The following is a 15183-nucleotide window of genomic DNA, read 5'->3' as shown; positions in this document are numbered from 1 at the left end:
CGGGCGACCACGGAACCCGAAGATGGCGAGGAAGACCGTGACAGCTACCGCCGACCCCCCGGCCGACACCCCTTCGACATCGACCGCCGACCAGGCGGACCAGGGCCCCGGCTATCCGATGGAACGCACCTGCCCGTATCAAATGCCCACGGGCTACGAGCTGTTGCGCGCGGCCGGGCCACTGTCGCGGGTGAGCCTGTACGACGGCCGGCAGGTCTGGCTGGTCGCCGGGAACGCCGAGGGGCGCGCGCTGCTGCCCGACCCGAGGCTCTCCTCCAACACCGACCACCCCGACTTCCCCTTCCTGACGGAGCGGCTCGGCTCCCAGCGGTTCGCCGCCCTCCCCCTGATCGGCACGGACGACCCCGAACACGCCCGCCAGCGCAAGCTGTTGACCTCGGGCTTCGGCATCCGCCGGATCACCGCCCTGCGCCCGCACATCGAGCGGACCGCCGAGGCGCTGCTCGACCGGATGCTCGCCGAGGGCGACCGGGCGGACCTGGTCCCCGCCTACACCCTGCCGCTCGCCTCCGACTCGACCTTCGCGCTGCTGGGCGTACCGGAGGAGGACCGCCCCCGTCTCGACGCGTGCTCCCGGCGCGCGCTCTTCCCGGCCGAGGCGGACGACGCGGACTCGCCCGCGCTGGCGTTCCAGGAAATCCTGGGCTATCTCCGCGACTTGATCGCGCGGCGGGCGCGGGTGCCCGGCGACGGGCTGATCGACGACATGATCGCGAGCGCCCGGGACCACGGCTCCACGGACCACGGCGGTGTGGATCTGGAGGGGCTGGTGACGATCTGCTCGGTCCTGATGGTCGGCGGCAACGAGAGCACGTCCAGCACGATCGCCACCTCCGTCCTGGCCCTGCTCGAACACCCGGACCAGCTCGCCGCGTTGCGGAACGACGCGTCGCTGACGGCGGGCGCGGTCGAGGAGTTGACCCGGCTCATCTCGGTCACGGACGGTTTGCAGCGGGTGGCGACGGCCGACATCGAGATCGCCGGGCGGACCATCAGGGAAGGTGACGGCGTGATCATCTCGACGATGCTGATGAACCGGGACCCGAGCGCCTGGGAGGATCCGCACCTCCTCGACATCCGCCGGAAGGCGGGCCGCCATGTCGCTTTCGGCTACGGCATCCACCAGTGCGTCGGGCAGAACCTGGCCCGCGCCGAGATGGAGATCGCCCTCGACACCCTGCTGCGCCGCGTTCCGTCCCTCCGGCTGGCCGTCGCTCCGGAGCAGGTACGGGGCAGCGTCCCGCACGCGCTGCTGGGCGGCGTGGCCGAGCTTCCGATCGCCTGGTAGCGCCGACGCCATGGCCACCGGCATGCGGATCGGCATCGACACCGAACGGTGCATCGGCGCGGCGATGTGCGTCCTGCACGCGCCCGCCGTGTTCACCCAGAACGACGACGGCGTGGCCGAGCTGCTGCCGGAGGACACGGGCGGCGCGGGGGACGCGGACCACGCGGACCACGGGAACGATCCGGCGGTCCGCGAGGCCGTGGCGACCTGTCCCGTCCAGGCCATCACCCTGCGGTAGCGCCACCCGACGCGCACACGGACGCGGGCCTAGCGCGCGGTCTTCCGCCGCGCGCGCCACACCAGGTACAGCGCCGAGGACACCGCCGCCGTACGGAGCACCACCGGCCAGACCCCGGACAGCGCGTCCGCCATCCCGTCCTTCGGGATCACCTCGCCCCACCGGCCGTCCGTCCGGCCCCAGATCCAGACCAGACCGCCGGCCGCTGACACGCCCGGGAGGCCGAAGACCGCCCACTTCGCCTCGGCGCGGGAGAGGGTCCGGGAGGCGTACGCGAGGAGCCAGCCGCCGCCGAGCGCCAGCCAGGAGCCGAGGAACGCGCCCGCGACCAGCAGGGCCGCCGCCAGCAGCAGGAACGGGTTGGACAGGCCGTTGCCCTTGGCCTTGGCCTTGGCCTGGCGCGGCCGGGGGCGGAGCCGGAGCCTCCGGCGGCGGGGTGTGCCGCTCTCCGCGTCCTCCGGGGCCTCGGTGGCCTCCGTACCGGCGCCGTCCGCGCCGTCCGCCGCCGACTCCGGATCCGTGGCCTCCGCCGGCTTCGCCGTCCTCTTCGGCGGTGGCTTGAGCATGTCGGGGATCTCGACCCCGCCCACGAAGCCGTGCGTCGGCTCCATCGACAGGTCCGCCATGCCCGCCGGCCCCGGGGGGCCCTGCTCGATCCGCCACCAGTCGGGCTGCCGGTGCGCGCGGGGCGGTGTCCTCGGCGGGGCGGGCGGGGCGGGTGCGGAGGCCGCCGGGGTGGCGGGGGAATCCGACGCCTGAGCGGGAATCCTGGGCCCCGGGTCGGCCTCCGGACCGGTGTCGGGTACGCCCACGGGAGGCGGGACGAGGGGCGGCGCTACGGGCGGGGGCTCGGTGGGCGGGGCTTCCGGCGGCTTCGGCGGCTCGGGCGGCCTCGGCTCCGTGGACTCCTTCGGCGTCGCGGGCGCCTTCGCCCCCTTGGCCCCCTTCGCGTCCCTGGAACCCTTCGGCTCCCTGGATCCCTTCGGTCCCAGCAGGCCGAGCCCCTTCGCCAGCCCCGTCCGCTGCACCGGTACGGCGACCTCCGGCGCGTCCGGGGCGCGCGCCGCCGCCGTATCGCCGTCCCGTCTGGCGGCCTCCCGTACCACCACGTGCGGTTCGCCCAGCCGTCCCAGGATCCGGCGGACGGCCGCGGGGCTGTCGGTGCCGAACTTCCCGCGCTGCTTGTCGATCTCGTTGCGCAGCGTCGAGACCAGCCGCATCCGGTCCCCCGAGGGCAGGTGCTGCTGCTGGGCCGCGTCCCCGACGCGACTCAGGTAGTCGTAGACGAGCTGATCGCTCTCGATCCCCACACTGTCCTCCGCACACACGCACCGCACACCCCGGGCAGGCGTGACCACCGCCACCACGGCGGCCACAGCGCGATGGTGTCGAACTCCTCCCCCGTGCGTCCACCCCGTACATCCGGTACGAAGCCGGTACCAAGCCAGTACGAAGAACGCCGGAGGACGCCGGAGAACGCCGGAAATCCACCGCACCCCGGAAAACCCGCGGCCCGCCCCACCCCAGGTACACGAGCGGTGGGGCCTTCACGGGCTAACGTGGAACGGATGGGGACCCGCGAAGGCTGAGCAGGAGGCGCACGTGCCCGAAGGAACCGGCGGTACGCCACCGCGCACGCTCGCGGAGGCCCTGCGCACCCAGGGGGACGACTCGCTCGCCGCCCTGCTGCGCGCCAGGCCCGATCTGCTCAACCCCGTGCCCGGCGACCTGTCCCAGCTCGCGACCCGCGCCGGAACCCGCGCTTCCGTCGTACGGGCGCTGGAACGGCTCGACCGGTTCACGCTCCAGACCGCGGAGGCGCTCGCCGTGGCGCCCGAGCCCGCGCCGTACGACACGCTGCGCGCGCTGCTGACCGGCGACGAGGGCGACGAGCGGATCGAGGCGGCGCTGCCCACCGCCGTGGCCACCCTGCGTGACCAGGCGCTGATCTGGGGCGCCGACGACCGGCTGCGCCTCGTCCGTACCGCCCGCGAGCTGCTGGCGCCGTCCGCCACCCACCCCTCGCCGACCGGGCTGGGCCCGACCGTCGCCGAGGCCACGGCCGGGATGTCGCCGGGCCGGCTCCAGGAGATCCTGACCGCGACGGCGCTGCCCTCCACCCACGACCCGGTCTCCGCCGTCGCCTCGCTCACCGCGCTCTTCATCGACCGGACGCGTATGGCGGCGCTGCTCGACACCGCGCCCATGGAGGCGCTGTCGGTGCTGGACCGGCTGGTGTGGGGGCCGCCGTACGGCGAGGTGACGTCGAGCCCGACCCCGCCCGTGCGCTGGCTGCGCGACCGGGGGCTGCTGCTGCCCGCGACGACGCGGACGGTCGTCCTGCCGCGCGAGGCCGCGCTCCATCTGCGCGCCGGGCGCGCGCACCGCAAGCCGGAGCCCGCGGCGCCCGCGGTCGCACCGCGTACGGAGGGGGCGGCTTCCGGGTCGGCCGCCGCGCGCGCCCAGGCCGGCCGGTTCCTGCCGCCGGCCGCCCGCGCGGAAGCCGCCCGGCCGGAGACCGCCCGACCGCAGGTGGTGGACAGCACGGCCGCGGGCCAGGCGTTCACCGCCCTCGCCACCGTCGAGGAGCTGGCCAAGGACTGGAACGAGGGCGGCCCGAACGTCCTGCGGGCCGGCGGGCTCTCCGTACGCGACCTCAAGCGCACCGCCACCGCCCTCGACGTCACCGAGCCCGTCGCCGCTTTCTGGGTCGAACTCGCCTACGCGGCAGGGCTGTTGGCGTCGGACGGCGAGACGGACGAGCGGTACGCGCCGACCCCGGCCTACGACGACTGGCAGGAGCGGCCCGCGCCCGAGCGCTGGGCCCACCTCGCCGGCGCCTGGCTGACGGCGACCCGCACGGCGGGCCTGGTCGGCAGCCAGGACTCCAAGGGCCGTACGCTCGCGGCGCTCGGCACGGACCTGGACCGGGGCCCCGCGCCGGAGGTACGGCGGCGGATCCTCGAACTCCTCGCCACCCTCCCCGCGGGCACCGCCCCCGACCCCGAGTCGCTGCTCGCCCGGCTGCGCTGGGAACGCCCCCTGCGCGGCGCGTCCGCCGCCGGCCGCTCGGACGACCTGCGCGGGCGCCTCGCGGCGTGGACGCTGAACGAGGCGGAGATGCTGGGGATCACGGGCCGGGGCGCGCTGTCGTCCCACGCCCGCGCGCTGCTGGACGGCGACGGCCCGGATACGGGTACGGGTACGGACCGGAGCCCCGCCCACCAGTCCGCCCACCAGGCCACCCGCCTCTCCCCCGCCGGGCTCCGCGCCGCCCACGCCCTCGCGCCGCTCCTGCCCGAGGCCCTGGACCACGTACTCCTCCAGGCCGACCTGACCGCCGTGGCACCCGGCCCGCTCCTGCGCCCCCTCGCCGAGCTGCTGTCCGTCGCCGCCGAGGTCGAGTCGAAGGGCGGCGCGACCGTCTACCGCTTCACGCCCGGGTCCGTACGGCGCGCCCTGGACGCCGGGCAATCCGCCTCCGACCTGCACGAATTCCTCAAGAACCACAGCCGTACGCCCGTACCGCAGCCGCTCGCCTACCTCATCGACGACGTGGCGCGGAAGCACGGCCATCTGCGGGTCGGCGTGGCCTCCGCGTACGTACGGTGCGACGACGAGGCCGTGCTCGACGAGATCCTGGCCGACAAGCGCTCGCAGGGCCTGCGGCTGCGCCGCCTCGCCCCGACCGTGCTCGCGGCGCACGCGGACGCGGGGGCGCTGCTCGAAGGGCTGCGCACCATGGGGTTCGCGCCCGCCGCCGAGTCCGCCGACGGCGATGTGATGATCACTCGCGCCCACGCGCACCGCACCCCGCCCCGCGCGGCGCCGGTACCGGTCCCTGACGGGCCGCCCACGCCGGACCGGACGCTGCTGAGCGCGGCGGTCCGGGCGATCCGGGCCGGGGACATGGCCGCGACGGTGGTCCGCAGGCCGGTGCCCGAGCCGACGGTGTCCGGATCGGCCACGCTGTCGGCCGCGGCGGCGATGTCCGCCGGTCTCTCCCTGGCCGACGTGAACGGGGCGCTCCCCCGGACGACGTCCGCCGAGACGCTCGCGACCGTCCAGGCCGCCGCCATGACGGGCTCGGCGGTCTGGATCGGCTACGTCAGCGCGGACGGCGCGGCCAGCCAGCGCGTCATCGCGCCGGTACGGGTGGAGGGCGGTTACGTGACGGCGTACGACCACACGGCCGACGAGGTCCGTACGTACCCGCTGCACCGCATCACGGGCGTGGCGGAGCTGGCCGACGACCCGGCCTGAGCCGCCGGAGCCGGGCGGACAGGGGTGCGGCGGGCTTCTCCACGGACACCTTCGGCTTCCCGCCCCCCGGCCCGGACCCCGGCTCCGGTCGAGGCCCCGGCTCCGGCCGCGGGGCGTTCAGCATGTGGAACCGCCGCGAGACCCACCGCCCCAGCAGCAGATACGCGATCAGCGCGCCGCCGGTGTTCAGGATCACATCGTCGATGTCGAAGGCGCGCCCCTCGACCATCGCGCCCTGCGCCAGCTCCACCAGCGCCATCACCACGGCGGTCAGCACCAGCACCCGTACCATCCGCAGCCTGCGCGGCATGAGCAGCGGAAGGATCACCCCGAAGGGCGCCCCCATCAGCAGGTTTCCACCGATCTGCTTGCACGCGGCGAGGAACGTGTAGTCCTCGGCGTACTGGAGCAGCGAGTGTCCGGGCCGGAGGTTGGACCCGGCGAGGTCGGCGGAGACCGGGGACGGTGTCAGCGTCATCTCGGCCAGCACGGCGGCGAACCCCACCAGGGCGACGAAGGCGACCGCCATGATCAGGGCCCGGAGCGCGCTCCGGCCCCAGGAGCGCCGGGGGACTCGTGCTTTCCGCCACCCCTGCGCGCCACGTGAAGTGTCCCCGGGAGCGGCCTGCGCCGGCCCGGTCCGTTCCGTCTCAGCGGTCATAGCCACCTGATGCCCCCGCCCCGCCGGGATACGCGGTCCCCGGGCGGGTGCCTGATACGCCCGGGTGCCGGATCCGCGCGGGCGGCCGATCGACGCGGGTGCCGGATCGGCGCGCGATGCGCGACACTGGTCGTTTGGCATCCGGATGCCCTAGGGCGCGTATCGGGTCGTGATCAATCTTCGGGATTCGTCCTCGCGGCGGGCCCTGAACCGGTAGATCTTGTGGCGTGACGCGTTCCCCCTCTTGGGACCTGGCAGAGTCCGTCCCCACGCTCAGGAAGGCACTGTCCGAGACGGACGGGGACGCCCTCTGCGAACTCGTCGCAGAGACAGTCGAGTTCACAACCCGCGACGGTGCGACGCTGTCGTATTGCCGCCCTTCTATCAAGGTCATCGGCCCCTGGCACAACCCCGACCAGCACGCCACCTAGAGCTCGCAGCCACGGAGCGTCACGGAGTCCACGTACGTTTCCGAAGCTCGATCGCCGGTTACCGAAAGTCATATTCGGCGCGGTACGGCTCCGTCCTGCCAGCGGTACAGGTCGCGCAGCAGGGAAATCTCAGCGCCGTGATGGATCAGCTCCCTGTTGACGTGCAGGACTCTGTTCTCCATGGGAAACCGCTCGGGACCCACCGTGGGCGGATTCTCCAGGTCAGCGTCCGAGAGCTCGCGGACCCCCGCGTTCCATCTCCCATACATCTCATCGAGCTGTTTCAGCGCCTCGTCAGCGGTCCCCGCGTAGGCGAATGTCTCGGAGTCGACGTCCTGGCCGCCGAAGTACCATCCGACCCGATAGCCCAGGCAGGAGACGATGATGTGCGCCAGCCGCCAGGCAATCGTGGTCACCGGCGCCGGCTCCGGGCCAGGGGACGCGAAGTCCATCGTCCACTCTCCCGAACCTTCCGACATCGGTGCGGCCGACGTACCACGTGGTCGGATGCTCCAGCAGCCGCGCACCGGCTCCCAGAAGTACTCCTCGTCGGTAAGACCCTCCAGCCGTGGCCGCAAGTTCTTGCGCCAGTACCAGTCCGACTGCTCCGCGAGCCGTTCGCTTCTTGTCATTGCCGCACACTACAAACAACGAAGATCTTGCTGCGCCCCTCGCGGACGCCGTCGCCGGCCGTGGGCCGCCCGAGATCAGCATGAGTATCCCGAGCAAGCGCCACGCCAGAGCCTCCGACCTGCATGTTCGAAGATGGCGAAGACTCCCTGAACACGCAGCGGCGCCCCCACCTCGTCCATCCGGTGGGGGCGCCGCTGCGTGTGTCCGGTGACGTCGGCGTCAGCTCTGGCTGTCAGCCGCCTCGGTCTCCCGTTCGCTATCCTTCGTCGCTGCCGCCCGCCGCATGTGCCCCTCCTCGCCGAAGTACACCGACAGACGCGACGTGTCCAGCTTCTTGCCGCCACGCCGCGCGCGTGCCACCTCCACGTAGCCGCCCGCGTTCAACAGCAAATCTCGCTTACCGGCCACGTCCGAACGCTTCCACTGCTCGGCGTGCGTCTCTCCGGTCGGCTCCGCCTTCACGCCGCCAGGCTTCGCCGTTCGCTGCCTCTCCTTCAGGGTCGCCAGTCGCTCTTCCAGCTTGGCGTACTGCTCCGCGTACCGGATCGCTCCGTCGTCGCCTCTGAACAGGCCCCGGTCATAGCGATCCTTTTGCAGGTCGGCCAACGCTTCCTCGGCCTGCCTGATCTGCGGGCGGAAGTCCTCGCCCACCTCCTGGACCATCCGCATCACGGAAAGGTGCCCGTACCTCGCGAGGAACTGCTCGGTGACGTACTCCTCGGTGGTCACCCCGGCCACGGTCGGCCCGTAGCACTTCACGCCCGGCTTCTCCTCCCCCTTCGCCGCCCGCTGGCGGTACTTCAGAGGGCCGATGCACCGGTACCGAAGCTGACCGTTGCGCCCGCTGAAGGTGTACATGCGCTCGCCGCAGACTGCGCAGTGCATGATGCCGCGCAGCAGCGACGTCCCCTCCCGGCGCTTCTCACCGGGATTGGCCCGGCGCTCCAACTCGTCCTGGAGCGCCTGCCAGGTGTCCGTGTCGAGGATCGGCGGGCGGTTGACCAGCGGCAGGCCGTCCGTCCGCAGGATCGGCCTTCCGTCCTCGATGACCTGGCCGAGCAACTGGGGGTTGCCCAGAAGGCTGCGCAGCGTCGTCGTGTACCACTGCTTGGAGTCGCTGCGCTTGCCTGTGGTCTGGCGTGAGGCGTGGCCGGGCGACGGGACGCCCTCCTTGTTGAGGTCGTTGATGATCTGCATCAGCGAGTCCTTGGTCAGGACCCGTTCCACGATCCGCTTGATCGTCTTGGCCTCGACCTCGTTGACCGCGAGGACCTTGCCCGCCCCGTTGGGGTTGGGGACAACCATGTACCCGTACGGGACCCGACCGCCGGTGTAGCGGCCCTCGCGGCGCAGGTGCTCGTGCGCGCTGGACACCCGCATCCCGATGGTGTCGGACTCCAGCTCGGCGAAGACCGCGATCACCTTCGCCATGGCCCGGCCCATGGACGACGTGAGGTCGAGCGGCTCCGTCGCCGACGCGAGCGCAACGCTCTGGTGCTCGGCGAGTCGCATGATCTCCGCGAAGTCGACCGTCGAGCGTGCAAGCCGGTCGATCTTGAAGAACACAATCACGTCCAGCTCGGCGAGCCTGGTCAGGATGCGTTGCAGTCCCGGCCGGTCGAGCCCGCGCGAGAAGCCCGAGACATCGATGTCTTCCTCGGCGGCCACGACCTCCCAACCGCGTGCCTCGCACAACGCTTCACAGGCCGCGCGCTGGCGTTCCGGCGAAGTCGTCTCGTCGGTTTCGCGCGATAGGCGAACATAGATAGCGGCGCGCATCCCCGGCGCGCCGGCCGGGACGCCCTTCCGGCGTCGGGCGCGGGGCATAGCCCGTGCTGTGACAGGCGTTGTTTCTGTCATGAGACGACCTTATATCCGGAGGTATGTGTGTCCTGCCTAATCGTCCAGAGCGACAAGACGTTGCTGCTCGAAGTCGATCACGACCAGGCCGACGCCTGCCGTCGTGCCATCGCGCCCTTCGCCGAACTGGAGCGCGCCCCCGAGCACATCCACACCTACCGGCTGACCCCGCTGGGCCTGTGGAACGCCCGGGCCGCCGGGCACGACGCCGAGCAGGTGGTCGACGCGCTGGTGGAGTTCTCCCGCTACCCCGTGCCGCACGCCCTGCTCGTGGACGTCGCCGAGACGATGGCCCGCTACGGGCGGCTCACCCTCTCCAAGCACCCCACCCACGGCCTGGTCCTGACCTCCACCGACCGGCCCGTGCTGGAGGAGATCCTCCGTTCCAAGAAGGTCCAGCCGCTGGTCGGCAACCGGATCGACCCGGACACCGTCGTCGTGCACCCCTCCGAGCGCGGCCAGATCAAGCAGACGCTGCTCAAGCTGGGCTGGCCGGCCGAGGACCTGGCCGGTTACGTGGACGGTGAGGCGCACGCGATCGAGCTGGACGAGTCGGGGTGGGCGCTGCGGCCGTATCAGAAGCAGGCCGTCGAGGGGTTCTGGCACGGCGGTTCCGGTGTGGTCGTGCTGCCGTGCGGGGCCGGGAAGACGCTGGTCGGGGCGGGTGCGATGGCCCAGGCCAAGGCGACGACGCTGATCCTGGTGACCAATACCGTCTCGGCCCGCCAGTGGAAGCACGAGCTGGTGAAGCGCACGTCGCTGACCGAGGAGGAGATCGGCGAGTACAGCGGTACGCGCAAGGAGATCCGGCCGGTCACGATCGCCACGTACCAGGTGCTGACGACGCGCCGTAAGGGCATCTACCCGCACCTGGAGCTGTTCGACTCGCGCGACTGGGGCCTGATCGTCTACGACGAGGTGCATCTGCTGCCCGCGCCCGTCTTCAAGTTCACGGCCGATCTCCAGGCCAGGCGGCGGCTCGGGCTGACGGCGACGCTCGTACGGGAGGACGGCCGCGAGTCGGACGTCTTCTCGCTCATCGGGCCGAAGCGTTTCGACGCGCCGTGGAAGGAGATCGAGGCGCAGGGGTACATCGCTCCTGCGGACTGTGTCGAGGTACGGGTCAACCTCACGGACAGCGAGCGCCTCGCGTACGCGACCGCCGAGACGGAGGAGAAGTACCGCTTCTGCGCGACGACGGCGACGAAGCGGAAGGTGACGGAGGCGCTGGTGCGCAAGCATCAGGGGGAGCAGACGCTCGTCATCGGCCAGTACATCGACCAGCTCGACGAGTTGGGCGAGCATCTGGACGCGCCGGTCATCAAGGGCGAGACGAGCAACGCGCAGCGCGAGAAGCTCTTCGAGTCGTTCCGGCAGGGCGAGATCTCGGTGCTGGTGGTGTCGAAGGTCGCGAACTTCTCGATCGACCTGCCGGAGGCGACGGTCGCGATCCAGGTCTCCGGTACGTTCGGCTCCCGCCAGGAGGAGGCCCAGCGGCTCGGCCGGGTGCTGCGGCCGAAGGCGGACGGCCACGAGGCGCGCTTCTACTCGGTGGTCGCGCGCGACACGATCGACCAGGACTTCGCGGCGCACCGGCAGCGCTTCCTGGCGGAGCAGGGGTACGCGTACCGGATCGTCGACGCGGACGAACTCCTCACCGAGGGGTGAGGGGGCGGCCCCGGGGGGACCGGGGCCCCGGCAGGGTGGACAGGGGCCCGGTGCCGGCGCGGGCCCGGGTGTGCCGCCAGGCCGTGTGGGCCAGGAGGGCCAGGGCGCAGAGCGCGTACGGGGAGATCAGGGGCTGCTGCCACCACGGGAGCCGCAGGGCGGGCTCGCCCTCGTACGGTACGGCCCAGAAGCTCCGCGCCGTCCAGACCGCCCCGGCGAGCGCGGCCGTGCGGAGGCGGCGTTCGGCGAGCAGGGCCGCCAGCAGCGGTACGCACCAGACCCATTCGTGCGACCAGCTCACCGGGGTGACGAGCAGCGCGGTCAGGGCGGTGAGCAGGACGCCCCAGCTCTCCGACCCCGCCCGTAGGACGGCGCGGCGGGCGGTCCACAGTCCGGCGGCGGCCGTGAGCAGGGCCGCGACCGCCCAGACCGCGCCCGGCTCGGGGGTGTGCAGGAGGCGGGCCAGCAGTCCGTGCAGGGACTGGTTGCCGGCGGCCCACGCGGCGCCTGCGCGGTCGGTCCGGAAGATCTGGTTCGTCCAGAACTCGCCGCTGGCGTACGGGAGTACGAGCATCCCGAGCAGCACGGTGCCGGTCAGCGCGGCGAGGGCGGTCAGCCCCTGCCGTACCCGGGACGTGAGCAGCAGGTAGGCGATGAAGAGGGCCGGGGTGAGGGTGATGCCCGCCGCGATGCCGAGGGCGAAGCCCTTGCCGAGGGCGTGGTCGGGGCGCGCCAGGTCCCACAGGACGAGGCAGGCGACGGCGAGGGTGATCTCGCCGAGGAGAATGGTCCGGGCGACGGGTTCGAGCCAGAGTCCGGCGGCCACGGCCAGGGTCGCGGCGACCGCGTATCGGGTGGCCACGGGGGCGGTGGAGGAACGGCCCACCAGCCGGAGGGACAGCCGTACGAGCAGCGCCAGCAGCGCGATGTTGCCGAGGACGAAGGCCACTTTGAGGGCGCCGGCGGAGAGCCAGGTGGTCGGTACGAAGAGGATCGCGGCGAAGGGCGGGTACGCGGTGCCGTCGAGGCCGGTGCCGTCGAGGCCCGATCCGTAGGGACCGGATCCGCCGGGGCCGGGGCCGTACAGCTCGATCCCGTAGGGGTCGTCCCCGCCGAGGACGGCGGCGCCTTCCGCACGGTAGACACGGGTGTCGGCCAGCGGGACGGGCCGGGTGACGCAGACGGTGGCGAACACGGCGAGGGAGAGGACGAGCGCGCCCACTGCGATGAGTGAGCGAGAGGTCACGGTCCGGTAGGTCACGGCCGCGACCCTAGTGGATCAGCGACGGTGCTTGATGCCCGCCTCCTCCGCGTACTCCCCCATCACGGCCACGTTGAACGCCGTGGTCAGGAAGACCTTGGCCGCGCGCAGCGTGTTGCCGACCGGGTGACCCGGGTGGGGGACGGAGCCCGTCGCGGTCGCACCGGGAAGCGGCGCGCTCTGCGGGGCGTGGACCGGGGTGAAAGTTGCTGTGCTCATGTATCCATGGTCGCTCCGGCGCCTGTGGAGCACATCGGCCCTTGGTTTGAACCTCATGTGAGCCCGTGTACGACTTTCGGCCAGGCGGGGTCCCCTGAGGGATGGACCTCGTGCTGTACCACGGGGTGACGGCTCCCGCGCGGCGAAAAGCATTCGCCCGGCCGACGTCCGCTGGCTACACTCCTGCACCTTGCCCGCCTCCCTCCTCTGGGAGCGCCGTCGTCCGGACGGAAACCGGACGGCCGACCGCCATGACGTGAGCCACGCCGGAACGGAACCCGCCGCCCGGCCGTCCCGCACGTACGGACCCCGTACGGCGCCGGACGGACGGAGCGCGGCCCGTCGGCGTGCGTACAGCCCCGGAGGCAACACCGTGCCCGCGCCACTCGACCCCCCTGGCCCCCTCGCGCGCGAACGCGCCCACCTCGGCGCCTCCCGCTCGGCCCTGCGCGCGATGCGCGAGGACGTGCAGGCCCTCGACATCCGCGATGTCACCGCGAACTGGGTCAACGCCGCCGTCCTCCAGTCCCAGATCGACGAGCGCGTCAAGGCGCTCGCCGATCTCGCCCACACCCCGCTCTTCTTCGGCCGGCTCGACTATCTGCACGCCGTCGGCGCGGAGGAGGCCGAGGGCGCCGAGGGGGAGTCGTTCTACATCGGGCGGCGGCACGTCCACGACGCCGACGGCGACCCCATGGTGATCGACTGGCGCGCCCCCGTCTCGCAGCCCTTCTACCAGGCGTCCCGGGGGAAGCCGCTGGACGTGGCGCTGCGCCGCCGCTTCGGTTACACGGCGGGTGAGCTGACCGCGTACGAGGACGAGCACCTCTCCGACCCGACGGAGGCCGACACCTCCAGCAAGCTGCTCCAGGCCGAGATCGAGCGTCCGCGCGTCGGCCCCATGCGGGACATCGTCGCGACGATCCAGCCCGAGCAGGACGAGATCGTCCGCAGCGGTCTGGGCGGCACGGTGTGCGTGCAGGGCGGGCCCGGCACCGGGAAGACGGCCGTGGGGCTGCACCGGGTCGCGTATCTGCTGTACGCGCACCGCGAGCGGCTGGCCCGTACGGGAACGCTGGTCATCGGGCCGAACGCCTCCTTCCTCCACTACATCGAGCAGGTGCTGCCCACCCTGGGCGAGTTGGAGGTGAAGCAGGCGACGGTCGCGGATCTGGTCGCGGCCGGCACGGAGGTGCGCGGCACGGATCCGGCCGACGCCGCCGTCATCAAGGGCGACGCCCGGATGGCGGAGGTGCTGCGGCGGGCCGTACGGTCCCACGTCACGCAGCCGACGGAGCCGGTCGTGGTGGTGCGCGGCTCGCGGCGCTGGCGGGTGCCGGTGCACGAACTCACCGAGATGGTCGAGCAGTTGCTCGCCCGCGACATGCGGTACGGCGCGGCGCACGAGGCCCTGCCGCAGCGCATCGCGCACGCCGTGCTGGTACGGATGGAGGAGGCGGGCGAGGCGCCCGACGACCGGGTGCAGAACGCGGTGGCGCGCAACCCCGCGGTGAAGGCGGCGGTCAAGTCCGTCTGGCCGCAGGTGGATCCGGCGAAGCTGGTGCTGCGGCTGCTCGGCGACGCGGAGTTCCTGGCCGTCCACGCGGACGGCGTACTGAGCGCCGACGAGCAGAAGACGATCCTGTGGGCGAAGCCGGCGCGGAGCGTGAAGTCCGCGAAGTGGTCTCCGGCGGACGCCGTGCTGATCGACGAGGCGGGCGATCTGATCGCCCGTACGCACTCGCTCGGCCATGTGGTGCTCGACGAGGCGCAGGACCTCTCCCCCATGCAGTACCGCGCGGTGGGCCGGCGCTGCTCGACCGGTTCCGCGACGGTGCTGGGCGACCTGGCACAGGGCACGACACCGTGGGCGACGTCGAGTTGGGCGGACGCGCTGCACCACCTCGGCAAACCCGAGGCGCTGGTGGAGGAGTTGACGGCGGGCTTCCGCGTGCCCCGCGAGGTGATCGCGTACGCGTCCCGGCTGCTGCCCGCGATCTCGCCGGGGCTGGCGCCCGTGGCCTCCGTACGGGAGTCGCCGGGATCGCTCGCGGTACGGGCGGTGGCGGAGCCCGCGGAGCTGGACGCGGCGACGGTCGCGGCGTGCCGGGAGTCGCTGGCGCACGAGGGGTCGATCGGCCTGATCGCGGCGGACGCCCGGATCCCGGCGCTGGCCCAGGCGCTGACGGCGGCGGGGCTCGGGTATCTCGCGCCGGGCGAGGAGACGAACGCCGAGGCGCGGCTCACGCTCGTACCGGCGTCGCTGGCGAAGGGGCTGGAGTACGACTACGTGGTGCTGGACGAGCCGTCGGCGGTGGTCGACGGCGAACCGGACGAACGGACGGGGCTGCGGCGGCTGTACGTGGCGCTGACGCGAGCGGTGTCGGGGCTGGTGGTGGTGCACGCGGCGGCGCTTCCGGAGCAGCTCACCGCCGCTTGAGGGGCTTCCTGAGGGGGTGGGGTGGGGTGCGGCGGGGGCGCCCCCCGCGCCCCCCCCCCCCCCCCCCCCCCCAGGGCCCCCCCCCCCCCCCGCGGCGCCCGCCCCCCCCCCCCCCCCCCCCCCCCCCGCCCCCCCCCCCCCCCCCCCCCCGCCCCCGCCCCCCCCGCCCCCCCCCCCCCCCCCCCCCCCCCCCCCCCCCC

The 15183-nt window shown here is 72.8% G+C and carries 11 protein-coding genes; 5 read left to right on the top strand and 6 right to left on the bottom strand.

Going from position 1 to position 15183, the window contains the following annotated elements; translation table 11 throughout:
- Positions 1-22 precede the first annotated feature (22 nt).
- Both ACIBJC_RS12550 and ACIBJC_RS12545 read left to right on the top strand, forming a co-directional pair.
- Positions 23-1309 carry a cytochrome P450 gene (locus ACIBJC_RS12550; protein ID WP_399291278.1) on the top strand — a complete coding sequence of 429 codons (1287 nt, stop codon included), beginning with the start codon at positions 23-25 and terminating at the stop codon, positions 1307-1309.
- Positions 1310-1319: 10 nt separating this feature from the next.
- Complete coding sequence (locus ACIBJC_RS12545) at positions 1320-1547, top strand: ferredoxin (RefSeq protein ID WP_399291276.1); 228 nt, start codon at positions 1320-1322, stop codon at positions 1545-1547.
- Between the two features lie 29 nt (positions 1548-1576).
- Here the strand turns inward: ACIBJC_RS12545 and ACIBJC_RS12540 are convergent, their stop codons facing one another.
- Positions 1577-2857: a hypothetical protein gene (locus ACIBJC_RS12540; protein ID WP_399291272.1), complete on the bottom strand. Its 1281-nt coding sequence runs from the start codon at positions 2855-2857 to the stop codon at positions 1577-1579.
- Positions 2858-3149: 292 nt separating this feature from the next.
- Here ACIBJC_RS12540 and ACIBJC_RS12535 point away from each other — a divergent pair, with 292 nt between their 5' ends.
- A complete protein-coding gene (locus tag ACIBJC_RS12535) occupies positions 3150-5810 on the top strand; it encodes a helicase C-terminal domain-containing protein (protein ID WP_399291269.1) in 2661 nt (886 codons plus the stop codon).
- Here the strand turns inward: ACIBJC_RS12535 and ACIBJC_RS12530 are convergent.
- The 3 genes from ACIBJC_RS12530 to ACIBJC_RS12520 form a co-directional block, all read right to left on the bottom strand.
- Positions 5773-6471, bottom strand: a complete 699-nt coding sequence (locus tag ACIBJC_RS12530) for a VanZ family protein (protein WP_399291266.1) — start codon at positions 6469-6471, stop codon at positions 5773-5775. The genes ACIBJC_RS12535 and ACIBJC_RS12530 overlap by 38 nt on opposite strands.
- A 499-nt stretch (positions 6472-6970) precedes the next feature.
- The gene (locus tag ACIBJC_RS12525; protein WP_399291263.1) at positions 6971-7534 is read right to left on the bottom strand and encodes a DinB family protein; all 564 of its coding nucleotides are present in this window, start codon (positions 7532-7534) and stop codon (positions 6971-6973) included.
- Positions 7535-7754: 220 nt separating this feature from the next.
- The gene (locus ACIBJC_RS12520) at positions 7755-9395 is read right to left on the bottom strand and encodes a recombinase family protein (protein WP_399291260.1); all 1641 of its coding nucleotides are present in this window, start codon (positions 9393-9395) and stop codon (positions 7755-7757) included.
- 27 nt (positions 9396-9422) lie between these two features.
- Here ACIBJC_RS12520 and ACIBJC_RS12515 point away from each other — a divergent pair, with 27 nt between their 5' ends.
- Entirely contained in the window at positions 9423-11063 is a 1641-nt protein-coding gene (locus ACIBJC_RS12515) for a DNA repair helicase XPB (protein ID WP_399291257.1), read from the top strand.
- On the opposite strand, the gene ACIBJC_RS12510 is transcribed toward ACIBJC_RS12515, so the two are convergent.
- Positions 11050-12324 (bottom strand): glycosyltransferase 87 family protein, encoded by a 1275-nt coding sequence (locus tag ACIBJC_RS12510; protein WP_399291254.1) that lies wholly within the window; start codon positions 12322-12324, stop codon positions 11050-11052. The two genes, ACIBJC_RS12515 and ACIBJC_RS12510, sit on opposite strands and share 14 nt — an antisense overlap.
- Positions 12325-12342: 18 nt before the next feature.
- The gene (locus ACIBJC_RS12505; protein ID WP_399291251.1) at positions 12343-12543 is read right to left on the bottom strand and encodes a hypothetical protein; all 201 of its coding nucleotides are present in this window, start codon (positions 12541-12543) and stop codon (positions 12343-12345) included.
- Between the two features lie 454 nt (positions 12544-12997).
- On the opposite strand from ACIBJC_RS12505, the gene ACIBJC_RS12500 reads away from it, so the two are divergent.
- Complete coding sequence (locus tag ACIBJC_RS12500; RefSeq protein ID WP_399292305.1) at positions 12998-14983, top strand: HelD family protein; 1986 nt, start codon at positions 12998-13000, stop codon at positions 14981-14983.
- Positions 14984-15183 lie beyond the last annotated feature (200 nt).

Origin of the sequence: Streptomyces sp. NPDC050509, assembly GCF_044457965.1 — a bacterium.
Lineage (GTDB): Bacteria > Actinomycetota > Actinomycetes > Streptomycetales > Streptomycetaceae > Streptomyces.
Note: the sequence above shows the minus strand (reverse complement) of the source record. Positions and strands in the feature narration are given on the sequence as shown.

Excerpts from the sequence above, each read along its gene's own strand:
- ACIBJC_RS12530 (WP_399291266.1), bottom strand. The coding sequence starts at position 6,471 with ATGACCGCTGAGACGGAACGGACCGGGCCGGCGCAGGCCGCTCCCGGG.
- ACIBJC_RS12520 (WP_399291260.1), bottom strand. The coding sequence starts at position 9,395 with ATGACAGAAACAACGCCTGTCACAGCACGGGCTATGCCCCGCGCCCGA.
- ACIBJC_RS12500 (WP_399292305.1), top strand. The coding sequence starts at position 12,998 with ATGCGCGAGGACGTGCAGGCCCTCGACATCCGCGATGTCACCGCGAAC.
- ACIBJC_RS12505 (WP_399291251.1), bottom strand. The coding sequence starts at position 12,543 with ATGAGCACAGCAACTTTCACCCCGGTCCACGCCCCGCAGAGCGCGCCG.
- ACIBJC_RS12550 (WP_399291278.1), top strand. The coding sequence starts at position 23 with ATGGCGAGGAAGACCGTGACAGCTACCGCCGACCCCCCGGCCGACACC.
- ACIBJC_RS12545 (WP_399291276.1), top strand. The coding sequence starts at position 1,320 with ATGGCCACCGGCATGCGGATCGGCATCGACACCGAACGGTGCATCGGC.
- ACIBJC_RS12525 (WP_399291263.1), bottom strand. The coding sequence starts at position 7,534 with ATGACAAGAAGCGAACGGCTCGCGGAGCAGTCGGACTGGTACTGGCGC.